The 26,668-nt window shown below is 51.3% G+C and carries 25 protein-coding genes; 23 read left to right on the top strand and 2 right to left on the bottom strand.

Features of this window, described 5'->3' with window-relative positions; genetic code table 11:
- The first annotated feature begins 43 nt into the window (after positions 1-43).
- The 4 genes from C792_RS0104395 to C792_RS0104410 all read left to right on the top strand — a co-directional run bounded on the left by C792_RS0104395 (position 44) and on the right by C792_RS0104410 (position 4,904).
- Positions 44-1,438, top strand: a complete 1,395-nt coding sequence (locus C792_RS0104395; protein WP_017548236.1) for a sodium:solute symporter family protein — start codon at positions 44-46, stop codon at positions 1,436-1,438.
- Position 1,439: 1 nt separating this feature from the next.
- The gene (locus tag C792_RS0104400; protein WP_017548237.1) at positions 1,440-2,807 is read left to right on the top strand and encodes a dihydroorotase; all 1,368 of its coding nucleotides are present in this window, start codon (positions 1,440-1,442) and stop codon (positions 2,805-2,807) included.
- A complete protein-coding gene (locus tag C792_RS0104405) occupies positions 2,804-3,994 on the top strand; it encodes a M20 family metallo-hydrolase (protein WP_017548238.1) in 1,191 nt (396 codons plus the stop codon). Before C792_RS0104400 ends, C792_RS0104405 begins: the two co-directional genes overlap by 4 nt.
- Positions 3,995-4,163: 169 nt before the next feature.
- The gene (locus C792_RS0104410; protein WP_017548239.1) at positions 4,164-4,904 is read left to right on the top strand and encodes a GntR family transcriptional regulator; all 741 of its coding nucleotides are present in this window, start codon (positions 4,164-4,166) and stop codon (positions 4,902-4,904) included.
- Between the two features lie 128 nt (positions 4,905-5,032).
- On the opposite strand, the gene C792_RS0104415 is transcribed toward C792_RS0104410, so the two are convergent.
- On the bottom strand, positions 5,033-5,656 hold the full coding sequence (locus C792_RS0104415; protein WP_017548240.1) for a LysE family translocator: 624 nt from the start codon (positions 5,654-5,656) through the stop codon (positions 5,033-5,035).
- Between the two features lie 133 nt (positions 5,657-5,789).
- On the opposite strand from C792_RS0104415, the gene C792_RS0104420 reads away from it, so the two are divergent.
- The 15 genes from C792_RS0104420 (at position 5,790) to C792_RS0104490 (ending at position 20,338) form a co-directional block, all read left to right on the top strand.
- Positions 5,790-6,884, top strand: a complete 1,095-nt coding sequence (locus tag C792_RS0104420) for an NAD/NADP octopine/nopaline dehydrogenase family protein (RefSeq protein WP_017548241.1) — start codon at positions 5,790-5,792, stop codon at positions 6,882-6,884.
- 21 nt (positions 6,885-6,905) lie between these two features.
- Positions 6,906-8,330 (top strand): Na+/H+ antiporter NhaC, encoded by a 1,425-nt coding sequence (gene nhaC, locus C792_RS0104425; RefSeq protein ID WP_017548242.1) that lies wholly within the window; start codon positions 6,906-6,908, stop codon positions 8,328-8,330.
- A gap of 191 nt (positions 8,331-8,521) precedes the next feature.
- Positions 8,522-9,544 carry a nuclease-related domain-containing protein gene (locus C792_RS0104430; protein ID WP_017548243.1) on the top strand — a complete coding sequence of 341 codons (1,023 nt, stop codon included), beginning with the start codon at positions 8,522-8,524 and terminating at the stop codon, positions 9,542-9,544.
- A 595-nt stretch (positions 9,545-10,139) separates the two neighbouring features.
- A complete protein-coding gene (locus tag C792_RS0104435; protein ID WP_017548244.1) occupies positions 10,140-10,559 on the top strand; it encodes a phosphonate C-P lyase system protein PhnG in 420 nt (139 codons plus the stop codon).
- A gap of 11 nt (positions 10,560-10,570) precedes the next feature.
- On the top strand, positions 10,571-11,131 hold the full coding sequence (phnH, locus tag C792_RS0104440; RefSeq protein WP_017548245.1) for a phosphonate C-P lyase system protein PhnH: 561 nt from the start codon (positions 10,571-10,573) through the stop codon (positions 11,129-11,131).
- Positions 11,132-12,202, top strand: a complete 1,071-nt coding sequence (locus C792_RS0104445) for a carbon-phosphorus lyase complex subunit PhnI (protein ID WP_017548246.1) — start codon at positions 11,132-11,134, stop codon at positions 12,200-12,202. It begins immediately after the preceding gene.
- Positions 12,202-13,044 carry an alpha-D-ribose 1-methylphosphonate 5-phosphate C-P-lyase PhnJ gene (locus C792_RS0104450; protein WP_017548247.1) on the top strand — a complete coding sequence of 281 codons (843 nt, stop codon included), beginning with the start codon at positions 12,202-12,204 and terminating at the stop codon, positions 13,042-13,044. Before C792_RS0104445 ends, C792_RS0104450 begins: the two co-directional genes overlap by 1 nt.
- The gene (locus C792_RS0104455) at positions 13,041-13,883 is read left to right on the top strand and encodes an ATP-binding cassette domain-containing protein (protein WP_017548248.1); all 843 of its coding nucleotides are present in this window, start codon (positions 13,041-13,043) and stop codon (positions 13,881-13,883) included. Before C792_RS0104450 ends, C792_RS0104455 begins: the two co-directional genes overlap by 4 nt.
- Before the next feature lie 12 nt (positions 13,884-13,895).
- On the top strand, positions 13,896-15,089 hold the full coding sequence (gene phnM, locus C792_RS0104460; protein WP_017548249.1) for a phosphonate metabolism protein PhnM: 1,194 nt from the start codon (positions 13,896-13,898) through the stop codon (positions 15,087-15,089).
- A gap of 2 nt (positions 15,090-15,091) precedes the next feature.
- Positions 15,092-15,787: a phosphonate C-P lyase system protein PhnL gene (locus tag C792_RS0104465; RefSeq protein ID WP_017548250.1), complete on the top strand. Its 696-nt coding sequence runs from the start codon at positions 15,092-15,094 to the stop codon at positions 15,785-15,787.
- Entirely contained in the window at positions 15,784-16,617 is an 834-nt protein-coding gene (locus C792_RS0104470) for a PHP domain-containing protein (RefSeq protein ID WP_017548251.1), read from the top strand. The genes C792_RS0104465 and C792_RS0104470 overlap by 4 nt, the downstream gene beginning before the upstream one ends.
- Before the next feature lie 81 nt (positions 16,618-16,698).
- The gene (locus C792_RS0104475) at positions 16,699-17,745 is read left to right on the top strand and encodes a PhnD/SsuA/transferrin family substrate-binding protein (protein WP_017548252.1); all 1,047 of its coding nucleotides are present in this window, start codon (positions 16,699-16,701) and stop codon (positions 17,743-17,745) included.
- Positions 17,746-17,809: 64 nt separating this feature from the next.
- The gene (gene phnC, locus C792_RS0104480) at positions 17,810-18,694 is read left to right on the top strand and encodes a phosphonate ABC transporter ATP-binding protein (RefSeq protein ID WP_017548253.1); all 885 of its coding nucleotides are present in this window, start codon (positions 17,810-17,812) and stop codon (positions 18,692-18,694) included.
- A 4-nt stretch (positions 18,695-18,698) separates the two neighbouring features.
- Positions 18,699-19,517 carry a PhnE/PtxC family ABC transporter permease gene (locus tag C792_RS0104485; RefSeq protein ID WP_017548254.1) on the top strand — a complete coding sequence of 273 codons (819 nt, stop codon included), beginning with the start codon at positions 18,699-18,701 and terminating at the stop codon, positions 19,515-19,517.
- Positions 19,517-20,338 (top strand): PhnE/PtxC family ABC transporter permease, encoded by an 822-nt coding sequence (locus C792_RS0104490; RefSeq protein ID WP_017548255.1) that lies wholly within the window; start codon positions 19,517-19,519, stop codon positions 20,336-20,338. The genes C792_RS0104485 and C792_RS0104490 overlap by 1 nt, the downstream gene beginning before the upstream one ends.
- Positions 20,339-20,444: 106 nt before the next feature.
- On the opposite strand, the gene C792_RS0104495 is transcribed toward C792_RS0104490, so the two are convergent.
- Entirely contained in the window at positions 20,445-21,704 is a 1,260-nt protein-coding gene (locus tag C792_RS0104495; RefSeq protein WP_017548256.1) for a YeeE/YedE family protein, read from the bottom strand.
- Between the two features lie 211 nt (positions 21,705-21,915).
- Here C792_RS0104495 and C792_RS0104500 point away from each other — a divergent pair, with 211 nt between their 5' ends.
- The 4 genes from C792_RS0104500 to C792_RS0104515 all read left to right on the top strand — a co-directional run bounded on the left by C792_RS0104500 (position 21,916) and on the right by C792_RS0104515 (position 26,526).
- Complete coding sequence (locus C792_RS0104500) at positions 21,916-23,472, top strand: metal ABC transporter solute-binding protein, Zn/Mn family (RefSeq protein WP_017548257.1); 1,557 nt, start codon at positions 21,916-21,918, stop codon at positions 23,470-23,472.
- 83 nt (positions 23,473-23,555) lie between these two features.
- On the top strand, positions 23,556-23,990 hold the full coding sequence (locus C792_RS0104505) for a hypothetical protein (protein WP_156811640.1): 435 nt from the start codon (positions 23,556-23,558) through the stop codon (positions 23,988-23,990).
- A 232-nt stretch (positions 23,991-24,222) separates the two neighbouring features.
- Entirely contained in the window at positions 24,223-25,569 is a 1,347-nt protein-coding gene (locus tag C792_RS0104510; RefSeq protein ID WP_017548259.1) for an MFS transporter, read from the top strand.
- A gap of 12 nt (positions 25,570-25,581) precedes the next feature.
- Positions 25,582-26,526, top strand: coding sequence for an ornithine cyclodeaminase family protein (locus C792_RS0104515; RefSeq protein ID WP_017548260.1), 945 nt, complete (start codon positions 25,582-25,584; stop codon positions 26,524-26,526).
- The last annotated feature ends 142 nt before the right edge of the window (positions 26,527-26,668 follow it).

The raw sequence follows: 26,668 nt of genomic DNA on the forward strand, positions 1-26,668 counted from the left end.
TATAGGATTCTTAATATAATATCAATGGGGAAGGGGAAATGGTATGAGTACCAATGTCATTTTGTTTGTCACTATCGCAGTTGTGCTGTCAGGAATCGTAATATTTTCTTATATTCTGGGACGCAGGAAGCAGGGGATTGAAAACTGGTATGTCGGTGGCCGGTCACTCCCCCTGGTAGTACAGATTGGAACGCAGTTTGCCACAGTAATGGGGGGCGCAACCATTGTCGGGCTGGTCGGAAATGCCTACACGGACGGCTGGTCGACTTTGACATACGGTGTATTGACGATGATCGGTTTCCTGCCGTTCCTGCTGATGGCCAGGTGGCTGAGGAACAGCGAATTTGAAACGATGCCAGATATCATCAGAAAAGTATATGGCAAGAATCCGGCGCTTTCGGTACTGACCATTCTGTGCACGCTCATTGTGCCATTCGGCTGGATGATTACACAGCTTGTCGGCTTCGGCAAAATATTTGCCACGATCACCGGTGTGGATGCACCGGTCATGGTAACCATATTTGCAGTGATCAGTCTTGCGTTCGTGCTGCCGGCCGGGATGACTTCTGTGGCATGGACGGACTTCATATTCGGCTGTGCAATGGTCGTCGGGTCTGTCATCGCTTTTTTCATTGCGATGGACCTCGGCGGCGGTTTCCAGACGATCATGGAAACCACACCTGGAGAAATCTCGGATTTTCCCGACGGTCTGACGGCTGTGGGGATGGGGACGATAGTATTCTGGATATTCGGCGTCATGCCGGGTAACCTGACCAACCAGCAGCTCTATCAGAGAATCTACTCCGCAGACAACGCGCGGAATGCCACGATTTCAGTGGGGGTGACGGCGCTTTTATTTGCGGTGGCGACTTTCTGGTCTTCAACAATCGGTCTGACTGTCAGGGCGTTGAATCCAGCACTTGATAATCCGGAAAATGCCACAGGATGGTTCCTGGCACAGACTCCGGACTGGTTCCTGGTGATGTTCGCAGTATTCATCGTGGCAACGATCATGTCCACATTGAGCAGTGCGGTCCAATCCGTTGTTGTAACCATGACGAAAGACATCTACACGAACTATATCAATCCAGGAATAGATGAGAAGAAACTTGTGTCGGTATCAAGATACGTCTCCGTGGCAGTTTTGGCGGCGGCGGTCACATTGGCCATCTTCTATCCGCAGGCTCTCGGCTGGATTGTGGCATCATTCGCCTATTCAGTGTCTGCACTGCTCGTGCCGATCCTGGGCGGATTCCTGCTGAAGGATAAAAATATACTCGATCATCGTGCGGGCATCGCGAGCATTCTGGCAGGGATTCTCGGCTCGGCAATTTCACATGCTGCGGGGTCGGATCTATATGTGATGTACGGGCTGTTCGGATCATTGATCGGACTGGTTGTCATGGTCCTGTTCAACAAATCGGCAAAGGAGAATTGATATGAAATTTGAAAAAGTTGTGAGAGGCAGAATAGTGACGCCGGCTGGAGAATTCCCGGGGGAAATCGGCATAAGTGATGGAGTGATTGCAGAAATTGCTGAAGGCCGGGACACACTTGAAGCAGATGAAATTCATGATTTCGGGAAGGACTTTGTCTTCCCGGGGTTCATAGATACCCATGTCCATTGCTACAGCAATCCGAACGAGGGCATCAGGAGGGCGTCGCAGGCAGCTGCCAGAGGCGGCATCACCACATTTTTGGATATGCCGTATGATCTGCCTAACCCGGTTTCAAATGGTGATATACTGAAGGAGAAGATAAAGACCATCAATGATGAAGCGGTGATGGATATCGCACTTTGGGGGACGGTCCCGAAGGAGGACGGGCCGCAGGTGGTGGCGGAACTTGCGGATCTCGGTGTGGCAGCGTTCAAACTCTCCACGTTTGAAACGGATCCGTATCGTTTTCCGCGCATATCGGATGCGGATATTCTGGAAACGATGAAACTGACTGCTGAAAAAGGCCAGGTCATTGCATTCCATGCCGAAAATGATGAACTGCTGACACAGTATATGGATAAGGCACAGGCGGAACAGAATATTGAACCGATCTATCATAACCTGACACGTCCCCCGGTCACCGAAACGACAGCTGTAATCAAATTGCTGGATATGGCTTCGTGGGCGGATGCCAAACTGCACATCGTCCATGTGAGCCACGCCAGAAGCATCGATTATATCAATTGGTTTAAATCCAACGGGACGAATGTCACAGCTGAAACCTGCTATAACTACCTGCTGCTTGATACAGATGATTTGAAGGAACACGGCCCGAAAGCAAAGATCAATCCGCCTTTGAGAGATCCGCATGAAGTTGCGGCACTGGAGGAGAAGGTGATGGAAGGTGAAATCGACTTCATTACCTCGGACCATGCACCTTGGCAAAAGGAGCATAAAACAATCGGGAATGAAGACATATTCAAGGCGAAATCGGGAACCCCTGGACTCGAAATCATGATTCCATTGCTTTTCGATCACCTTGTGGGCCGGAAATCCATGTCCCTGAACCAGTTTGCAGAGCTGCTGGCCACTGCACCGGCAAGACGCTTTAATCTGGGCCGGAAGGGTTCGATTGAAAAAGGCAGGGACGCTGATCTTACCATCCTGAAGGATAAGACCCGGTGGATCATCGATGAGGATGACTTCATATCTGTTGCGGACGTCTCCCCGTATCATGGACATGAAGTGGACAATCGTGTAGAAGCGGCTTTCGTCAGGGGAAAAGTGGTTTATACCCATGAAGACGGTGTGACTGATGAAGTATCCGGCCGCTTTGTCAGGCCGGATGAAGGGGGTGGTCAAGGATGAATATAAACAGGCAGAGGCTGCTTTCCATGCTTGAAGAGGTAAACAGGATCAGTGCAGAAGGCGAAGGTGTCACTCGCCTTGCCTATACGGCGGAGGAAGATGCGGCACTCGACTGGTTCGTGGAAACATGTGATGCACATTCGATCGAGACCCGCCGGGATGCGATGGGGAATGTATTCGGAACTGTCGGCAATTCATCGGGGGACGGGGGCATCCTGATCGGTTCGCATCTTGATACTGTCAAAGAGGGCGGGAAATATGACGGTGCGCTGGGTGTCGTTGCCGGCCTGGAAGTGCTGATGGCACTGAAGGAAAACGGTGAGCGCCTGGACCGCCCGGTAACAGTGGCTGCGTTCAGGGGGGAAGAGGCCAATATTCTGGGCGGGACGTTCGGCAGCCGTGCGTTTTGTGGATTGGTCGGGTTCGATGATACATTTATGGAGAAATTGGAGCAGACACCGTTCACAGAACGGGAGATCAGGGAGTCTGCTGGTCATGAAGGTTACAGTGATTACCTGGAACTTCATATAGAACAGGGGAAATCACTTGAGAACAGTGGGACGGAAATTGGTATCGTTGACGCGATTGCGGGGATAAGAAGGCTGGATGTGACGGTTTATGGTGAAGCTGCCCATTCCGGGACGATGGCGATGGGCGAGCGGGATGATGCACTTACCCATGCTGCGGGACTGCTGCTTGAATTCGAGAGGATCGTCAACTCTTTTGGTGCCCCTTACGTGGGTACAGTGGGCACATTCTCAGTCCATCCGAACCTGGCGAACGTTGTTCCCGGCAGAGTGGATTTTGTACTCGAAGTGAGAGGTCCCGAAATTGACATGATGCGCCGGATTACAGAGCAGTTTACAGAATATGCTGAAGCAGGTCACAACGTGAAGATAAGTGAGAATGTGGAAAAACCCCCGTCCGCTTTGTCAGACGTGATCATCGAATATGGAAAATCCGTCTGCCGCGAAGCGGGGGTCAGATATGAAGTCATGATGAGTGGCGCCAACCATGATGCCAATTCACTGTCCAGTGTCATGAATTCAGGGCTCATCTTCATCCCGTGTCTGAACGGTGTGAGTCACAATCCGGGTGAATATGCTGCCCCCGAAGATATTGTAAGAGGAGCGGAGGTGCTGCTCGGGACAGTGATGAAGCTTCAGGGGAATAATTGTGGTCAATAATATGAATCACACTCTTTGCGACATGATGCCACTACAGTTTACAGTGCGATAAGATAATTTTTCCTGAGATTCGAATATATTCGAATCTCAGTTTTTTCATATTACTGCTGAAATTGATGCCGTGTTGGTATATGCTGTGCATATGATAGATTGAGTGCGGAGGGAAAATATGGAACAGGACGATTTCAATGTTTCCAGTGAAAGTGTCATCAGGAATGCGATTCAGGAGATGATTCTTGCCAATGAGTTGAAGCCGGGGGACAAACTGCCGAGTGAGCACACGCTTGCTGATGAGTACAAGGTGAAGCGTATCGTGGTCAGGAACGCCTTCGTGCAGCTGGAGAAGATGGGTCTCATCGACAGCAGGCAGGGGGTCGGGCGGTTCATCAAGGAAAGGCGGCCGGTCATCGGGCTGGATATGTCGGGCCGGCGGAGCTTCTCGGACAAGATGAACGAACAGGGTGTGCCTTATGAAAGCCGGGTGGTTTTTGCTGGATACGCGGCGGATGAGGAACAGGAGAAGTACCGGGAGGTAATCGGTGCAGGCGGGGACACTGCAATTTACAAAGTCGCACGGCTCAGGATTGTCAATCATGTGCCGTGTGCAATCCATATGTCGTATATCCGTGAGGATGTCGTCCCGCGTATTGACGGGGAACGGGACCGGCTTTCCTCCATGTTCGATTACTACAGGGAGAATGGGATCGTCAATCTGCGGTCGATGGATACGGAGGTCCATGCGGCTTTCCCGACACTCGCGGAGCAGAGGCACCTCGAGTGCCAGGAACTCGTGCCGCTCATCGTATACGAGTCACGGACGATGGATGAAGATACAGGCAGGATAATAGAACAGACACGGATTCTCTATCGCAGTGATCTGTTCAGGCACTCGCTCGGATCGGTGAATTAGCAACGACAAAGCGTGTAATCGTGCCTCTCCCATCCGAATTTTAACATTGCGTATTCAACATCAGGATGGACAGTTATAAATAATATTCAAGCTTGCCCTGACAAAACAGAATTGTAAAAACTTGGAAGTTATTTTTGGCTGAATGCGATATTCAGGCCGATGAGTGCGAACAGAGATCCCTGCACGAGGTTTATCTTTCTGTTTATGGTCGGATTTTTACGCAGCAGGTTTCCTGCTTTTCCGGCAAACAGACTGATCAGAACAAAGATCACCAGTGAGATGATCAGGAATAAAAAGCCGTACACCAGCATTTGGACAGGGACGCTGCCGCTATTGTAATTGATGAACTGAGGGAAAAAGGCCAGGAAGAATAAGGCGACTTTCGGATTCAACAGGTTCATGATGATGCCTTTTTTGTATAGCGCCCGGCAGTCCAGGGAATCCTCGGCTTCAAGGTCGAATTTTCCGCCCTTGTCCCTGAAAGCCTTGTATGCAAGGTATAAAAGATACGCTGCGCCTATATACTTTACGACATTGAAAGCCAGAGTCGAGTGGTAGATGACGGCGGACAGTCCGATTGCAGTGGCAGTGGTGTGGCAGAGTATGCCCGTACAAAGTCCCAGGGTAGTATAGATCCCTGCGTTCCTGCCTTTACTTATGCTCTGGGCAAGGACGAAAAGGTTATCCGGTCCGGGGGCGATTGTCAATACGATGGCCGCACCCAGAAAGGAAACGATAGTCAGAATTTCCAAAATCATCACTCCCCATCAGTTTATATTTTCTCAATATTAACACATATCAGGCGGGATAGACATCTCGTAATTTTTTTTAGACAGAGTACTATGATAGTATAAGTTTCAAAAGATGGGAAAAGGGGAGATGGAGATGAAAGTTGGAAAAGTCGCCGTGATCGGAGCAGGAAATGGAGGAATCACTGCAGCTGCCGATCTCACAAACAGAGGTTTTTCAGTTTCACTGTTTGAGTCACCCGCATTTTCCGAAAATCTCGAAGGAATCAGAAAAAGGCGTGGAATAGTGCTTCAGGATGGAAATGGAGAAAAGTTCATCGATTTTACGGATGTCACCACGGATATTGAAGAAGCAGTGAGGGACGCTGAAATCATCATGCTGACGGTTCCAAGCTTTGCGATTGAGAATATCGCCGGGCAGCTTGCACCCATCGTTAAAAAGGGCCAGGTCATACTTTTAAATGGTGCAGGCTCGATGGGTTCCGTAAGATTTGTGAACCGGGCAAAAGAGGTGGGAATTGAAAGGGCATTCGATATAGCAGAGACGAACTCACTTACATACGGTACGCGTGCATTTCCGGACGAAGCGCGTGTGGAAGTTTCACTCTATGCGAAGCGGATTTTCCTTGCTGCCTTTCCGTCATCCCGGACCGGACGTATCCTTGAAATTTGTTCGGAGCTGTACGAATGCTTCATACCGGCGGAAAGCGTGTGGCATGCGGCACTTGAGAACGGTAATCCGGAAGTGCATCCCGGCCCGGCGCTATTGAACGCCGGACGGATAGACCACTCAAAAGGAGAGTTCTGGCTGTACAAAGAGGGGATCACGGAACACACAATCAAGCTTCTCAGGGCGATCGAGCGGGAACGGATGGCAATCGGCAGCGCTCTCGGCTACAATCTCGAAGATGCCGTACAGAGCCGAGACGGCAGGGGATACTTCGAGGATGACGGGCGGAGCCTGCAGGAACTGTTCAATACAAGTCCGGTCTACACGAAGATCAAAGGTCCCGTGTCAATCGACTCCAGATATTTCACCGAAGATATTTCGAACGGACTCGTACTATGGTCGAATCTCGGGAAGCTTGCCGGTGTCGGGACACCGAATATTGATGCGGTAATTACACTCGGCGGGACTTTATTGGCACAGGACTTCCGTCAGACCGGACTGACCCTGGACAAACTGGGATTTTCCGGCATGACGTCCGCGGAAATACTGGAGAGCGTCTGATCGACAAAAAGGGGTGGATGTATGAAGAGGGAACCAACATTTTTTGAATCGATTTCGTGCTTTATCGTACTGGGGGCCGTCATTGGAATCGGATTCGGGTATTACGGCATCCCGATCCAGCCGCTTCTGCTTGTGGCGGCTGCCTATGCAGCACTGATTGCTCTCAGGATCGGTGTTTCCTGGAAAAAGATGGAGGAAGGCATCATCAGAAGGTTGAAAACGGCGATGCCTGCTATTTTCATACTTTTCTCGGTGGGCATCATCATCGGTACGTGGATCTACTCCGGCACAGTGCCGATGCTCATCTACTACGGGCTGCAGATTATCAGTCCTACATATTTCCTGGTGACATCATTTGTCATCGTTGCGGTTGTTTCTGTCGCGACAGGCACTGCCTGGGGTTCCACTGCGACAGCGGGCGTGGCACTGATGGGCATCGCAGCAGAGCTTGATGTTTCACTTGCCATGGCGGCGGGCGCCGTCATTTCAGGCGGTGTGTTCGGGGACAAGCTCTCACCGCTGTCCGACACGACCAACCTCGCACCGCTCGTCGTCGAAGTGAACCTTTATGAACACATCAGGCACATGCTCTGGACGACGGTACCCGCTTCAATCACCGGTCTGATCGTCTGGTTTTTTGTGGGAATAAACACCGATTACTCCAGTGCATCCACCGGCAATGTTGAAGGGCTGCTGGCCGAACTGGATATGATATACAACTGGAACGTGTTCATGCTGATCCCCTTTGCCATCATCCTGTGGGGCGCATTCCGGAAGAAGCCCGTCGTGCCGATGATGCTGCTGTCATCCGTTGTGGCTGTCGTCATCGGCATGCTGTCAAACGGCTTCACACTGGTGGACGGCATGACGTCAATGGCGGACGGATTCAGCGTGGCGATGATCAATGCGCCCGGAGTTGATCCGGATGCCCTGTCGGAAAATGTCACTTCATTGATTGTACGGGGCGGCATCTTTTCCATGACGACCATAGTCGTGACGATCTTCTGCGGGTATGCATTTGCCGGCATCGTCGAAGTGGCGGGATGCCTGGATAAGATACTGTCCACATTCTCAAAGGTGATCGAAACCACATGGAAGCTTGTCGGTGTAACCATCCTCGGGAGCATCATCATCATTTTCACAGCAGGCGTCGCCTCGATTTCAATCATCATGGTCGGCGTGCTGCTGCAGGACGCCTATGCAAAACAGGGATTGCACGCGAAGAACCTTTCAAGGACTTTGGAGGACTCCGGCACCATGCTGCTGCCGTTCGTCCCCTGGGGTGTATCCGGTCTGTACTATCTGGAAGTCCTGGGCGTCAGTGTGGCAGATTACTGGATCTGGGCGATTCCATGTTATCTGTGTGTCGTATTCGCCATGTTCTATGCCGGTACGGGGATCGGCATAGCGAAGTCCGAAGGACAGGCAGCCGTTAAGAGTGAGTAGAATAAATGATTCGCTTGAAAGTGGAATCTCCTGACATTTGTCAGGAGGTTTTTATTTTGGGGGAAATCCACTTTTGCCACAGGGACATCTGCAGTTTTACAAAATCTGCTTTTTGCAAAATTAAATAATCAAATCGGCTGAAAATGTGCATATATATAGTGAGGGGATTTTTATTTCAAAGGAGGGTATTTATGTTTGTTACTGACAGGAGGAAATCTGCCGGCCATGCGCATCTGGAAATCCTGGGGAAGCGGGCGGCGCTTGACGGGAGGGAGAAACGGAGCCTGGATAGGTACAGGTCGGGGTATGAAGGTGAGCTGGAGTACGACCGGGTGTTCGATGAAGTGGGGCATGAACCGATGTATGTTTTCCGCGATATATGGCTTGGTATCGGTGATTCGAAGGTCCAGCTGGATGCACTGATTGTTGCTGACAACCTGCTGATCGTGAATGAAATCAAGAATTACAGTGGTCATTATTTTTATGAAAATGGAATCTGGAAAGTCAGGAATCAGCAGATTTCAGAAGATCCGGTCAGTCAGATTTCGACCGCCGCCAATAAATTGCTGCGCTTACGTTATGAATCCGGGGTTCAGTTTGAAGTGCAGAAGGAGATCGTGTTTGTCAATCCCTATATGATACTCGGTCCGACCGATTATAAGAATGTGGAGCTTTTCGTCATGCGGAACCGGTTGAAGCAGTATTTCCGGAATTTCCATAACAATACTTTCGGCATGTCGGCAAAAGTCCTTGCGGAAGAAGTTGCCAGACATATCATCAGTCCGCCGCATCCTGCACCAAGTGCAGACATCAGCCGGGTGAAACTCGGGATGAGCTGTTACAAATGTCAAAGTTTTGATGTTTCGAAGAAGCGGTTCTGGTCCGAATGTCGGGAGTGCGGATATACAGAACCATTTGAACGGCTCGTTGTGCGCTCGGCAATTGAGTTTTCAGTTTTGCTGCCGGACGAGAAGGTGACCTGCCGGGGTATCCATGAATTTCTGGGGAAGTCTGTCAACTACCAGACCGTTCAGCGGAGATTGAGCCGTTATTTTGTGAAAAAAGGGGATTCCAGGAAGAGTCATTATATTGTGGAAGGGTGTGATCTGAAGAAAATCCTCACTGGCGCGAATTATGACTCAGCTTATGAACAGGACATTGAGTACATGTCAGAGAAGCGCGGGGAGATATTCCGGAAGTATTTGAAGGTGTGATTCCGAGTACGCGAAAGGCGCGTATCACATCTACGAAGCGGGATCGAGTACGCGAAAGGCGCGTATCACATCTACGAACCGGAAACGAGTACGCGAAAGGCGCGTATCACGTCTACGAACCGGAAACGAGTACGCGAAAGGTGTGTATCACATCTACGAAGCGGAAACGAGTACGCGAAAGGTGTGTATCACATCTACGAAGCGGGATCGAGTACGCGAACGGCGCGTATCACGTCTACGAACCGGAAACGAGTACGCGAACGGCGTGTATCACATCTACGAACCGGAAACGAGTACGCGAAAGGCGTGTATCACATCTACGCACCGGAATCGAGTACGCGAAAGGTGTGTATCACGTCTACGAACCGGAAACGAGTACGCGAAAGGCGCGTATCACGTCCACGAAGCGGGATCGTATCCCTGGAACATTCCTCTTACAGCTCAAAACAAATAATATATATGTACATAGAGGGCGGATGACCATTTTTGAGTCATCCGCCCTTCATGTTCTAAACAATTCTTTTACATACTTTACAGAGTCTTAAACGTCACTCACTTGGCAACAAGTTAGAGTGTAGTCAAGGAGGTTGAGTTGATGAAGAAAAAACGGTGGTCGCAACTATTTATAAAGTTTGGAAGAGATGAAGCGATACAATTTTTTGATAAATACCACAGCACAGTGCCTTTTGACATCATTTCAGAACCGACGGAAGGTCTGACTATGATCAAAGTAAGGGAGCATGCGAAAAACAGCCTTTTTTACATGGGTGAGATGCTGGTGACTGAAACGAAGGTCCGGCACGGGGAGACGGTCGGCCTGGGCGTGGTCAAAGGCTCGGATGAAGAGTTGAGCATGGCGGTCGGGTTCATCGACTTGTGCTTCAATCTCGGTCTTCTGATTGATGAACTTGAAGATATACTGGATGCATTGGAAATGAAAGAGGATATATATATCGAAAACAGGACGAAAGAGATTTTGAAAACCAAAGTCGATTTCGACATGATGACGGAGTAGGGGGACGGCTTATGACGACAATGGTCCATAATACGCAAAAGCATTACCGGGAGCTGGTGGATCTGTTCAGCAGACCGGGGGAGGTCAGGATTTCAACATTCGATACGCCGAACTTTACGAGTTTTTCAGATGCAACACTGGCGACGGTACTGACTTTATTCGACAATGAAATTTCTTTCCACACGCCGGAACAAAAGGATTACATCGAGTTCCAGACGCTGACAGGCGGGCGATATTCGGAAGATCTTTCTGAAGTCGATTACGCCGTGATCAAAGAACACGACCTGACGGGAGAGCTCATGATGACGATAAAAGCAGGTACACTCGCTTCTCCTGAAAAATCGGCCACACTGATCATCGAAGTGGACTCGATCGGTGAGGGGCAGAAGTATTCACTCAAAGGTCCCGGCATCAAGACTGTCAATGAGATAGAGATGACATTCGATCCGAAATGGATGGAGCTCAGGACGGAACTCTGCAGCGAATTTCCGCTCGGTATCGATCTGATCCTGATCGACCGGCACAACCAGCTGGCAGTGATTCCGAGAACGACGATTACGGAGGTTATATAGATGGGCTATGTAGCAGTCAAAGGCGGTACGAAAGCGATTCAGGCATCCGTTGATGTGTATAAGAAGAAAAAACACATTTCCGGGATGGACATCAGCACAGAGCATGTAAAGGCGAATATGAACCAGCTGATCGACCAGGTGATGTCTGAAGCGAGTATGTACGACAGAAATCTGGCGTCACACGCCATAAAACAGGCCGAAGGTAATATGGAAGAAGCGGTGTTCCTGCTCCGTGCCCATCGTTCTACACTGCCGCGGCTTTATTATTCCACTGTGACGAACACACGTGAGATGTTTGTGGAACGCAGGGTGTCGGCAAGTTTCAAGGATATACCGGGCGGGCAGATTCTGGGTGCATCCCCGGATTTCACGCACAGGCTGCTGGATGATGGAATCACTTACGGCAGTGTGGAAACGGAAGGCGGCATCCCGGATGAGTACAATTACAAGCTGGATGATCTGCCGAAGGTGATCGATTACCTGGAGTCGGAGGGGCTGTTCACAAAGGAGGCTGAAGATAACACGACACCGGATGATATTACGAAGCATTCCATTGAGTTTCCGAGTTCCCGGAGCCAGCGGCTGCAATCACTGACACGCGGACAGACCGGTGCGGTGACATCACTTGGATATGTGGAGATCAGGGGATACGGCTATTCATCCCATCCGAATATCGGAGAAGTCAGGGTCGGTCAGCAGCCGGTCCATATCGATCCGGCGGGTGATGGTGACGAATATTATATCGGTGACGTCGAACTGACGGAAGTTGAAGCATTCATGCCCGCAGATGATGCTGAAACTTCAGGGGAAGGGGCGCATGAAAAGACGTTCAGGATCGGCTACGGACTGACGTTCGGTCAGAATGAGACGAAGGCGATTGCAATGAGTGTACTGGACTACAGTCTGAGCAACCCTGTGCCGTCATCACCGACGGCAGATGATGAATTTGTCCTGCTCCATATCGATTCGGTCGAATCGACAGGGTTCATCTCCCACTTGAAGCTGCCGCATTATGTAACATTCCAATCCGTATTGGACCGGGTCAGACAGACGAAAGGAGACAGGGACTGATGAAGCAGAATTATGCCTTTTTAGATGAGAACTCCAAGAAGGAGATCAGACGCAAGACGCTGAAAGCCATCGCGATTCCGGGTTATCAGGTACCTTTCGCATCAAGGGAACTTCCGATTGCCCGGGGCTGGGGGACGGGCGGTCTGCAGCTGACGCTGTCTCTTGTCGGTCAGTCGGACACTGTGAAAGTGATCGACCAGGGATCGGATGAATCGGTGAATGCGGTGAACATACGCAAGCTGATACAGGATACAACCGATGTCAAGGATACGATCCATACGGATGAGGCGACACTCATCCAGTCGAGGCACCGCATCCCTGAAGTGCCGCTCCGGCCGTATCAGATCCTGGTGCTGCAGGTGCCGCTTCCGGAACCGCTCCGGCCTGTGGAGCCGTCGGAACGCATCACGAAGATGCTGCATGCTGACAGGGAATACAGCGGCGCGTGGCTGCGGCTGTTCGAGCAGATCATGAAATATGGTTCAATTACGGATGATGCGGATTACCCCGTACTTGTGAACGGCCGTTACGTGATGGCCCCGAGCCCGATACCGCGGTTCGACAATCCGAAAATGGAAAACAACGATGGGCTGATCCTGCTCGGGGCCGGGCGTGAGAAGAAAATCTATGCGGTGCCCCCCTACACGAAAGTGACGTCGCTCGCATTCGATGACTATCCGTTCGAAGTCGAATCCTTCGATGATATTACATGCCGTGAGTCCGGATTGACGGGTGTGTATATGGATGAACTGGTGGATGAAGAGACGGGTGAGACGTATTACGTTGCGAACGATACGAGCTTCATGCTTGAAGAAATGAACAAGGAAGGGTCTGTGAGATGAGCAAACAGGGAAATATAGCGCTAAGTGTAAAAAATGTCAGCAAGCTTTACGGAGATGGGTGTGCCTACTGCGCAGCACCTGATGCGACGCTGGATAAGAACATCTGTCCGGAGTGCCGTACAGTCCATGCATGCAGGGATGTATCCTTCGATCTCCATAACGGGGAAATCCTCGGCGTCGTCGGTGAGAGCGGCAGTGGGAAGAGTACACTGATGAAGATGCTTTATTTCGACCAGGAGGCATCACACGGGACATATCACATTGATGATTTCGACAGCAGTGAATCGAGCGTGTTCGGATTGTCCGGCCAGGCGAAGCGGAAGATCCGCAATGAAATTCTCGGCATGGTGTACCAGAATCCGGTATATGGCCTCAAGATGGACTTTTCATCCATGAGCAACATCGCTGAGAAACTGATTGCGGCCGGTTCGAGAAATGTAGGTGAAATGACCGGTACGGGTGACCATTTTCTCGATAAAGTGAACATTCCGCTGAACAGGAAATTCGATCCACCGGCCAACTTCTCGGGCGGTATGCAGCAGCGGGTGCAGATTGCGAAGGCGCTGTCCAACTATCCACCGGTGCTGCTGCTTGATGAGGTCACGACGGGACTCGACTTATCAGTACAGGCGGATGTCCTTGAACTGATAAAGGAAATCCAGCGTGAAATGGGCATCAGCATGGTCGTCGTCTCTCATGACCTGGCGATCATACGCATGCTTTGTGACCGCACGATGGTCATGCTGAACGGGGAAGTAATCGAAGCGGGAATAACAGACCAGATACTGGAAGACCCACAGCATGCCTACACGCAGCAGCTGGTCTATTCAATCCTATAGGAGGACGGGAATTTGAAAGCAATCATTAATGGAAACGTCATTACAGAAACTGAAATCATGGAGAATGCAGCAGTCTTCATCGACGGGCAGTTCATCGTGGACATTCTCCCGATGGACGAGGCAGGTGCGGAACTGCTGGGGGTGAATGAAACCATCGATGCCAGAGGGGGCTTTGTTGCACCGGGGTTCATCGATATCCATTCGGACTACATCGAGGGTATCGTGGCGCCGCGGCCGACATCCCTCATGGATGTCAACATCGGCATCCGGGAATCGGAGCGTATATTAAGCTCACACGGCATCACGACAATGTTCCACTCACTGTCCATATACCGGGAGGATCTCTTCGGCCACAAGCCGATAAGGGAGCCGGAGAATGTGCAGAAGCTGATAGAAGCAGTGGCGCGTACGCATGGAGAGAAGCATCTGATCCGCCATCGGCTGCATGCGAGGTTCGAACTCGACGCACTGGAGCAGCTGCCCATACTGAAAAGCCATATTGAAAAGGGCAATGTGCACCTTCTCAGCTTCATGGATCATACGCCGGGGCAGGGGCAGTACCGCAACATGGCGGTCTACAGGGAGACGATGAAAAGCTACCAGAACATGAGTGATACCGAAATTGAACAGAAGATGCTGGACAAGCTCGATTACGAACATATCAGCTACGATGGTATGAAGGAGCTCGCGGAACTTGCACATTCCAAAAACATTGCGGTTGCCTCCCATGATGATGACTACATCGAACGGATCGATTTCAACGAGCGGCTGGGCACGACAATCAGCGAGTTCCCAATAACAATCGAAGTGGCGAAGTACGCCCATGACCTGGGACAGCACACCATTGCCGGGGCACCGAACATCATGCTCGGCGGTTCGCATTCGGGGAACCTGAACGCAGCGGAGGCGATTTCAGAAGGCTGCATCTCGATACTCTGCAGCGACTATTATCCGGCGGCGATGCTGCATTCCGTGTTCAAGCTGCACAGGGAATACGATCATCCGCTTGAAGAAGTCATCAAGCTGATTACACTGAACCCGGCAGAGGCGGTCAACATGGACCATGAAATCGGCTCGATCCGGATGGGCAAGAAGGCGGATATCAATGTGATCCAGTTCAACGAAGGCTATCCGGTCGTAACGGAATGCATCGTGGACGGCGCTGTCATATCCAGATACCATTACCGAGTGGACGAGGAGGCCTAGAAATGCTGAGTGTTGAAAACATTACAAAATCATTTACAATACACCATCTTGACCAGACGAGGAAGGCGATTGATGAGATCAGCCTGCATGTGAACAAAGGTGAATTCCTGGGAATCGTCGGCCGCAGCGGCAGCGGGAAAAGCACGATACTCAAAAGCATCTATGGCACTTATATGCCTGAGTCGGGTGCCATCATGTATCATTCGAAGGACAACGGGCCGGTGAACATACTGGAAATCAATGATTATGAGCTGATAAAACTGCGCAAAAGCGAAATCGGCTATGTATCCCAGTTTCTTAAAGTGATGCCTCGGACGACGAGCCTGGAACTTGTAACAGGGTCACTGCTTGAAATGGGGGAGGAAAGGGGGAGTGCCTTAAAGCAGGCAAAGGAGGCGCTGCGCCACTATGATATCCCTGAATCCCTCTGGGACAACTACCCGAATACATTCTCAGGCGGCGAGAAGCTCCGGCTCAATATCGCACGCGCGACAGTCAAGGCACCAAGACTCCTATTACTCGATGAACCGACGGCCTCACTCGATAATGACTCCAAAGTCAAAGTCCGTGAGGCGATTGCCAAACTGAAGGCGGAGGGGACGACACTCGTCGGCATATTCCATGACCTGGAGTTCATGGACGGACTGTGTGACAGTGTGTTCGACATGACGGACAAGACGCTGAGGCATGTGCAATGACACGAATCGACCTGCACGTCCACAGCAGTCTGTCGGATGGCTCTGATTCATACAGGAAAGTTCTTGAGACAGCCAGGGAGAATGATGTGGAAATTCTGAGTTTTGTCGACCATGACATTACATCCACCTACCGGCCTGCATCATTTGTTGCGAGGGAATTCGGCATCCGGCTGATTCCCGGGATTGAAATTTCGGCCTACGACTTCAAAAGGGAACGCAAAGTGCATGTGCTGGGATACAACTATGACCCGGATGCCGGGAATATCCATAAACTGACAAAACCGCTGCTTGCGCGCCGCCATGCGCATTCGATCTGGCAGATCGGGCAGATTCGGAAATACGGCATCGATGCAAATGCGGAGCGGATCATTTCAAGGCTCATCCATGGTCAGACAATCTACAAACAGCACATCATGGAAGATATTACGGATGCGCCCTATATGTCGGAGGAATATCAGAATCTCTACAGGAAGCTGTTCAAAGGTACGGGTCCTGCAGCCGGGGATATCGAATACATCGATGTCAAAGAAGCGATACGTGCCATAAAGGCGGATCATGGCCTTGTCGTGATCGCCCATCCGGGACAGCTCGACAGCTACGACATGATAGAAGAGTGTGTGGACCTTGGAATCGACGGCATCGAGCAGTTTCACCCGGATCATGGACCTGAAGACATCAAACGTGCGGGCCGGATGGCAAAAAGACATGGCCTGTTCACCACCGGCGGCTCAGATTACCATGGGCACTTTGGCGCACAGGTGAACGTCGGGATTGATAAGGGTTTATTAACAAACGATCCTTTTGATGAAGTTCCGGATAAGAACTGTTAAGTATGTGTAAATCATGTTTACTGTCAGGAAGAAACAACGTTTAATGGGGAAGTAATAAAAATTAAGGAGTTGTATGAACTTATGAAAAAATGGTTGTTGGGTCTGGCATCTTTATCTCTTGTACTATCGGCGTGCAGCAATGATTCCGGCGGCAGTGAAGCGAGTGCGGACAGTGAGTCCGGTGGTGATGATACGCTGACGATGGTATGGTATCCGAACGAGTCGGGCAATGAACTCAAGGATGCACGGGATGAAATCGGCGGCATCATCGAAGAGGCGACAGGTAAGACGGTGGAACATGAGCTGACGACCGACTACGCGATTGCGATTGAAAGCCTTGTGAATGACAATGCAGATCTCGCTTTCACAGGTGCTGAAGGCTACATCCAGGCAAAAGAGCGAAACGATGCCATCGAGCCGATGGTCGTTCCATCCGGGGAGAGCGGCACACTTGATGACGCAATGTATCACAGCTGGTTTGCAGCACTGCCTGAGAACATGGAGCAGTATGAGACCGGCGATGGCGAATATGGCCTCGATAACTTTGCGGACAAGAAGTTCTCATTCGTATCGGCATCCTCCACTTCCGGATTCAAAGTGCCCGGGTCGACACTTGTAGATGAATTTTCAGGTCAGGAAGGATATGACAACCTGACGACCGATAACATATCTGAGAACGGCAACCTTTTCTCCGAAGTGATGTTCGGCAACTCCCACCAGGGCTCAGCTGTGAACCTGCTGACGGGCAAAGCCGATCTCGCAGCCTTCTGTGACACATGCCTCGGGAACTATGTTGAACTTTCAGAAGGGGAGGAAAACACACCGGGGGCCATCTATGAAGTATCAGAAGATGCAGCTGCACCTTTTGAGAACCTTGCAGGTGAAGAGTTCGGCATCCTGTCGGCAACTCCTGTACTGAATGCACCGTTCGTTGCCAACACCAATAATCTGGGTGAAGAGGAAATTGCCAAGATCACCGAAGAACTGGCTTCAGAAGAAACGGCAGCGAACGAAAAGATTTTCGTCCCTGAAGATCAGGAAGGCGGACTGTTCACGAAATCCGCAGATGAGAGATTCGTTGAAGTTGAAGATGAGTGGTTCGATCCGGTCAGGGAACTTGGACAATAAGACGCATCAATTCCTGGGGGCGGAGGCGGATGCCTCCGCTCTTTTATATGAAAGGTGATTTTCAATGGTATTGAAGACAAAGGAAAGGCAACAGCTGGCAGGACAGGAAAAGAAGGCGGACGACATCGTCTTCCCTTTCGACAGTGACGAACACAGGCCGCTGGATACAAAAAAAGATGATGCACCGGTAATCATGGAAATCAGCAATATCGACAAGGCATATTCAGGTGATAAAAAAGTGCTCAACGACATTGCTTTCGATATCAGGCAGGGTGAAGTCCTGTCCATCATCGGGCCGTCGGGTGCGGGGAAGTCGACACTGCTGCGGGTCATCAACCGCATGATTGAACCTTCCCGGGGCAGCATCACATTCCAGGGCGAGGATACGCTTTCGATGAAAGGCAGGAAACTCCGCAGCATGCGCACGGACATCGGCATGATCTTCCAGCACTACAACCTCGTAGACCGGTCCAGCGTGTTTGAAAATGTGCTGCACGGACTGCTTGGGTATAAGAACAGCCTGCAGGGGATATTCTCCCTTTACACTGAAGCGGAGAAGCAGCGGGCAGTCGAGATCATCACGGAACTGGGCATTTCAGAACAGCTCTACAAGCGCTGTGATGAACTGAGCGGCGGGCAGAAGCAGCGGGTCGGCATCGCACGGGCGCTGATCCAGGACCCGAAGATCATATTGTGTGACGAACCGATTGCTTCTCTCGACCCGAACGCCTCCAGGACCATCATGGAATACTTGAGGCGGATTTCCCGCGAGCGGGGCATCACGATCGTCGTGAACCTGCATCAGCTGGATGCAGCCAAACAGTATTCTGACCGCATCATCGGCCTGAATGGCGGCCGCATTGTATATAACGGTAATCCTGACGACATAGATCCCGACACCATCAGTCGCATCTATGGGTCAAAGCTTGATGAACTGATTGTGGAGTAGGTGGATGGATATGGATAAAATGAATATTCAGCATGCAGGCGACGTCAATATAATACGGAAGAAGCATATGAAGCTGTTTTTTGCAGGTCTTGTCATCATCGCTCTCGTCTTCGGCGCAGGAGCTGTAACGAATTACAATCACATCGAAGGTGTCATGTCGATTCCGGCAGCATTCCAGTGGCTTTTTGCCAATATGCTGTTCAGCGGCAGCACACTGTCCAACCTGCCGAATGTACTGCGTCTCCTTTGGGAAACGATTCTGATTTCAATAGTGTCGACGACGACAGCGGCAGTGTTTGCCGGCATTTTCGCAATCATGGGGTCAAAACTCACGGCTGTGAATCCCGTATTGATGTATGCGGCCAAACTGACTGCCTCTGTTTCACGTAACATACCGGTCGTGGCGTGGGCGCTGATCCTTGTCATCAGTTTCGGTACGAACGCAGCCACCGGATTTCTGGCACTGTTCTTTGCGACATTCGGCTTCCTTGTGCGTGCATTCATCGAAACAATCGATGAGGCATCGAAGGATACCGTGGAGGCATTGAGGGCCACCGGTGCAACATATCCGCAGGTCATCGCCAAAGCGGTCATCCCTGAAGCGATGCCGCAGATGTTCAGCTGGATGCTGTTCATGATCGAGACCAACATCAGAAGCGCAACGCTCGTCGGTCTGCTGACGGGGACGGGCATCGGCTATCTGTTCGACCTGTACTACAAGCAGCTGAACTATGAAATGGTGTCGCTGATCACCCTCGCAATCGTCATCGCGGTGCTGATCATTGAATGGATGTCGAATCTCATCAGAAGGGAGATACTGTAATGGAGCATGCAATAGAGAAGGATGGAAAAGGCCGCATCAAGATCAGCCGGTTAAACGGCGGGCAGCAGAAATTCAGGCTGCTGATGATCGGGACGGCAATATTCACAGTCATCGGATTCTTCCTGCTCGACTACAGCGGCCTTCAGCTGTGGCCGGCAATTACAGGTACGCTCGGCAACCTGAAAATGATGTTCCTTGAGCCGCAGCTGAACCAGGTCGGTTTCGGTTCAGCGATGTATCAGGTACTTGTGACACTGTCACTTGCATTCCTGTCCACCATCCTTGGTGCGGTCATTTCAATCTTCCTCGCCTTCGGGGCAGCCGTGAACCTCTCCAGACCATGGATCAGCCGGTCGATCAAGGGATTCATCACGGTGATCCGCGCTGTGCCGACAGTCCTCTGGGTATTGATATTCGCCATTGCAGCCGGTCTCGGTGCAGTGGCGGCAGTCATCGGCATGCTGTTCCATTCGGTGGCATATCTGGTGAAGGCCTACTCCGAGGCATTCGAGGAAATCGACGAAGGAAAGATCGAGGCACTGCGTGCCACAGGTTCAAGCTATGCACATATCCTTTTCCAGGTCGTCGTACCCCAGACGAAGTCGTTCTTGATCGCATGGACATTCCTCAGGTTTGAGATAAACTTCGGTGTCGCCGTTGCAATGGGCGCAGCAGCAGGCGCCGGCGGCATAGGGTATGAGCTGTTCATGTCAAGCTCATTCTACTATGATATGAATGAAGTCGGCATGATCACATACATGATACTGATCGTCGCTGTGATATTGGAGCTCGCTGCGAATAAGCTGAAGAATGCGGCGTGATAGTAACAGAAAAAGCCACCCGGGACGGGTGGCTTTTTTACTGTGGAGAAGAATCTGTGCCATCAAAAAAAGCCGGCGAAATAGATCGCCGGCCTTTGGAGTTTATTCAGCAGACCGAGTCGTTCGACTTCGGCACGGATAGTCCGAAGAGCGGGCGCAGGTACAATGCGAGGAATGTGCCGCCGATTGCCATGATGCCCCAGATGTATCCGTGGAGGCTGAATGATGCGATGCCGCCGAAGTATGCGCCGATGTTGCAGCCGAACGCCAGGCGTGCGCCGTATCCCATCAGCAGTCCGCCGATGACGGATGCGAAGAAGTTGCCTTTTGTGACCTTGGTGAATTTGAACAGTCCGCCTGCAGCGGATGCGATGAATGCACCGAGGATCACGCCGAAGTTGAGCACTGTTGTCGAATCCGCGAAAATGGAGGACTGCAGTGCCATTGCGGATTCACCCTGCCAGTATCCCCAGCTCGCAACGTCGATGCCGAAGAACTGGAGCACTTTTGAGCCCCACAGCGCAAATGCTGAAGTGATGCCCCACGGCTGACCGCGGGTCATGAGTGTGAGTGCGTTCAGCACCGCGAGTGCGACGGCAGCTGCGAACAGCGGCCATGAGCCCCTGAATATCCTTTTCCATCCTTTGGCTGAAGGCAGTGGTGCGACCTTGGGTGAATTGCGCTTTTTCTCGATGAAGATCGTAACCGCGGCAATCGCCCCGAAGATCAGCAGGGATACAACCCACGCGCCACCGTAGCCGAGTCCAGTGGAGGTTGCGAGTGATACCGGTTCTGTCGCCGGCAGGTCCTCCGTCCAGAACGGCAGGTGGTAGGCACCGATCGTTGCCCCGATGATGAAGAACAGGAGTGTGACGAACATTACGGTCCGTCCGCCGCCGATGGCGTACAGTGTGCCGGACGCACAACCGCCGCCGAGCTGCATGCCGATGCCGAATATGAAAGCACCGACGATGAGGCTGACACCGACCGGTGACACATAGCCCGCGACTTCCCCGCCGAAGAACGACAGACCGAAGGCCAGTATCGGCGCGAACAGAGTTGCCGCAACCGCAAGCATCATCATATGGGCGCGGAGTGCCTGGCCGTTGCCGACAGACATCAGGCGCCTGAATGCGGAAGTGAAACCGAACCGCGCGTGGAACAGTGTGTAGCCGAGCAGCAGGCCGAGGAGAAGGAGTACGGGCTGCATGGCTGATTGTGTTACAGCCAGATATATTGATAGAACAAGGCTGACCAGTATCCCGCCCGCTATCAGTGTTTTCTGCGGTGCATCCAGTGCCGGTGACCTGCGTACCGGATCCTTCTGTTCACTGACAGGCTGGACTGGCTGAGCATGGCTGACCATATATTTAACCATCCTTTTCTTAGTAATTTGATATGATTTTAATATTATAGTAATTTGCCAGGAATAAGTCAATGGAAAGGGCTGTATCAGGCCCGCAAAACAGTTGCCGGGATATTAAAGCATAAAATTTTGAAAGAGCGCTTGCAAATCGTAACAGTTACGATTATAATTTTAAAACGTAAGCATTACGATTTGAAAAGAGGAGGATTTTATGTTCAGGAGAAGTTTATGGTTTTTATTGGCGGGCGCTGTCTTTGCCACCGCGGCCTGCAGCACGGCATCTACTGAGGAGGATGGCGGTGAAATGAAAGTATATACGACGGTATTTGCACTCGAGAGCCTTACGGAGCAGATCGCAGGGGATAATGCGGAGGTCCGGTCTATCTATCCGAATGGGGCGGATATACATAGTTATGAGCCGACGCAGAGGGATATGATGGATTACGCAGAAGGCGACCTTTTCGTTACGACGAATGAAGGGCTTGATCCCGTTGCCGGAAAGATTTCTGATGTGATAGGCGATGACACTGAAGTATTGGAGGCAGCCGGTGATACGGATCAGCTGCTTGAAAATACACATTCGCATGATCACGGGCACGGGGAGGACCATGATCATGGTGACATGGATCCGCACGTCTGGCTGGATCCGGTCTTAAGCATTGAGATGGCGGAGGGGGTCAAGGATAAGTTGAGTGAACTCGACCCTGACAATGCGGAAGAATATGAGGAGAATTTTGAAAACGTCAAGTCAGACCTTGAACAATTGGATCGGGAATTAAACGCCGTGACTGAAAACAAGGCAGTTGAAAATGTGTACATTTCACATGAATCGATTGGCTACCTTTCGGACCGCTATGGTTTTGTGCAGCATGGTGTATCCGGGATGAATAATGAAAATCCGACGCAGCAGGAAGTGATCGACATGCTTGAAGGACTGAAGGCAGATGGTTCGAAATATATACTGGTCGAGCAGAATGTTCCGAGCAAAGTGACCGATATCATCAGCGACAGGGGCGGGGTCGAACAGCTGGAATTCCATAACCTTTCCGTGCTGATGGATGAGGATGACCCGGACGCTGATTACCAGTCGCTGATGAGGAGCAATATCGGAGCACTGGATAAAGCGCTCAACGATTATGATGAAACGGAAGCCCGGAAGAATGAAAGCGGAGCACCGGAGGAACATGGTCATGATCACGACCACGATCACAATCATGACCACGAAGTTGATGAGGATGTATACAACGGCTATTTCGATGATGAGGATGTAGAAGACCGCAGTCTTTCCGACTGGGAAGGGGAATGGCAGTCGGTCTATCCATATCTGAAAGACGGTACCCTGGATGAGGTATTTGAACATAAGGCGGAAGACGGCGATATGACAGAGGATGAGTACAGGGAATACTATAAAACGGGCTATGGGACGGATACAAGTCGGATCGATATAGAGGGAGATCAGATCACTTTCCACACAGATGGCGGGCGCCATACAGGCAGGTACGTCTACGACGGATATGAGATTCTTGAATATGAAGCGGGCAACAGGGGTGTGAGGTATCTGTTCACCCTGGAAGATGGTGCGGATGAAGGGCTGCCACGGCATATCCAGTTCAGCGATCATGGCATAAGCCCGATGGACAGCGGCCATTTCCATATCTACATGGGAGATGACAAAGAGGCGCTGCTCTCTGAGATGGAACACTGGCCGACCTATTACCCAAAAGAAATGAGCGGTGTTCAGATAGCGGATGAAATGATGCATCATTAATTTTCCGGCACATAATCGTTTGACTTTAAACTGCTGAGACTTCATTCTGTAGTCTACTCTTATTATCAGAAGGAGCTGTTATTTTGATGAATCAAAATAATGCAGGAAAAATGGGTATACTGAATGTCATCATGGTTGCGGCCGGAATTTTATTTGCAGCGGTTTCAGCACTGGCCGGCACGAATGTGGCACAGGCGGATGAAGCGGAAAATATGGAAACGGACACGCCTGAAAGTGTGACTGAGACGCTGGGCCAGGAGACGCAGTCGATATACATTGATGCCAGCGTACAGAGTGATCATGATGCCGGAGGGACGAAAGTATCGGGGGAGACGGTCCCCGGGGCTGAAGTGACGGTCGTATATCCTGGAGAAAAGGAGTCGACTGCCAGGGCTGACGGGAAAGGACAGTTCACAATGGACGGGCTGCCCGGGCTTGAAGACGGTGATGAAGTGCAGGTGAAGTCTGCAAAAGACGGCCGTACGTACGAGATATTCTTCAATTATAAAAACAGTTAATAAATTCCATTCATCATATAATTATATAAACAGTGAAATCAGTTGACTTTTATGAAGGATGCATTTAAAGTGGCAGTACAGTAGTTATATGTGAATTTGCAAGCCGGATGGGTTCCAGTCCCGTCCGGCTTTTTGTGTACAATGATGATGTAATAATACCCTGAGAATAAAGTTGACGGACAATTCTGTAAACGCTATCCTTGATATAACTCAAGGGAAAAGGGGTTAGTACATGGATAAAAAATTGCGGAGGAAAGTACTGGTGGCCAGCCTTATCGGGTCATCGATCGAATGGTTTGATTTCTTTCTTTATGCGGCTGTTGCGACAATCGTATTCAACAGCCAGTTCTTCGTAACCGAGGACCCGGTGGTCTCCACGCTCCTCGCCTATTTCGGACTGGCACTGTCATTTTTCATCCGGCCGTTCGGCGGCGTGGTCTTCGGTCATATCGGTGACCGGGTCGGACGCAAGAGGACACTCATCATCACCCTCAGCATGATGGGGGTTGCGACAGCATGTATCGGCCTGCTGCCTACATATGCCCAGATTGGAATTGCGGCACCACTGCTCCTCATGCTGCTCCGGCTGATCCAGGGGCTCGGCATCGGCGGTGAATGGGGCGGCGCACTGCTGCTTGCAACGGAGTATGCGCCGAAGGAGCAGCGTGGATTCTTCGGGAGTGTGCCGCAGATGGGCATCACCATCGGTTTGGTGCTTGCCTATACGAGCTTCTTCATATTGACGGGTCTGCTTTCAGATGCGGCATTCGCAGCGTGGGGCTGGCGCATTCCGTTCGTGATGAGCCTGTTCCTTGTCGGATTCGGGCTCTGGATCCGCAAGGATCTGGATGAGACGCCGGCGTTCCAGGAGGCAAAGAAGACGCAGACTGTACAGAAGGTACCGCTTGTCGAGACATTCAAGCGCCACCCGAAGGAAGTGCTCATTACATCATGTGCAAAGTTTGTTGAAACGGGGCCGTTCTATATATTCACGACGTTCATCGTCGGTTACGGAACGAGCCAGCTTGATGTATCATTCGAATTCATGATGATTTCGATCGTCATTGCAGCGTTCCTGACGACGCTCATGATTCCTGTCATGGGCAGACTGTCTGACAGAGTGGGGCGCCGGAAGATGTTTCTTGTCGGTTCGGCAGCGATGCTCGTGTATGCATTTCCATACTTCATCATTGTCAACACCCACCAGCCGGTGCTTGTGATCATCGCAACACTGATCGGCCTGACCATCATCTGGCCCCCGATCACGGCAGTGCTGGGAACGATGTTCTCGGAGGCATTCTCACGCGAAGTCAGGTATACCGGCGTGACGATCGGATACCAGATCGGGGCTGCAGCAGCCGGTGGTACCGCACCGCTCATCGCCCAGTTCCTGATGAACCAGTTCAACGGTTCCAGCGTGCCTGTGTCGCTCTATATCATCATGACCGCAGTCGTATCGATGGTGGCAGTATGGGCGATCAAAGGGGTGCAGGCCCAGGACCTGGAATACGCCCGGGACGAGGCGGCGCGCTCCGGACATGATGACGGGGTGCGGCCGGCGTCTGAAACAAATGCATAGAAGGAGACAGTTATGATTACTCTTACAGATGAACAGATACAGGAAAAATATTCAATCAGTCATGCCATCCGGGATGTAGAAGGCATTTTGCGGGACTACAGGGAAGGTGCCATTGTGCAGGCGGTGCGTACCGTGCTGCCGGTGGATGATGAGAGCTCGATGCTCTACATGCCATGCATCAGCACAGCATCGAAAACCTCGATCATCAAGACGGTTTCCATCTTCCCGGTGAATAAAGACCTGCCGACCACGCAGGGAAACATCCTTGTGACCGATCTCGAAGACGGGCGGCACAAGGCGACGATGGAGGCCTCCTATCTGACACGGCTCCGGACGGGGGCGATGACAGCGATTGCGACAGATAAGCTGGCACGCCGCGATGCGACAGTACTGGGGGTCATCGGGACGGGCAACATGGCGTTCGAGCAGGTGCTCGGCGTGACCGAAGTGCGCCCGGTGGAACGGATCATTTTATTCAACAGGACAGAGGCCAAGGCGCGTGACTTCCGCCGGAGAATTGAGTCGTTCGGTATCAAAGCGGATGTCGAAGTGGTGGGGGATGTGTCTGAAGTCGTTCGGGCGGCCGACATCATCAACTGCGCCACACAGTCCACGGTGCCCGTTTTTGACGGGGAAGATCTTAGAGCCGGTACACACGTGAACGGTGTCGGTTCCTTCAAGCCGTCCATGCGCGAAATGGACAACGAGACGATTGCCAGGGCGGATCAGCTCTATGTTGACGATCTCGAAGCCATCCAGGAAGAGGCGGGGGAACTCATGCACGCCGTCGATAACGGCATCATCGCCTGGGAGGATGTGCGCGGATCACTCGTGGAATTCTTCGACGGAGATTATCTTCGCCGGGATGACACGGAGGTTACACTGTATAAATGTGTCGGTGCCGGCTACTTCGATCTCGCCGTTGCCGGCGGCGTGATGCGTATGTTCTCAGAATAATAGTGAGGAAATGCAAAACCGTTCGTGCGGTTTTGCATTTTTTTGTCAAGTTGACAGAGCTTGCAGGAGCGTGCTTGAATGTCTGCTTTTCGCGTATACGGTTGTGTTTCGTGGATGTGATACGTGTCTTTCGCGTATACGA

The sequence above is a fragment of the Salinicoccus carnicancri Crm genome (assembly GCF_000330705.1).
Taxonomy (GTDB): Bacteria; Bacillota; Bacilli; order Staphylococcales; family Salinicoccaceae; genus Salinicoccus; species Salinicoccus carnicancri.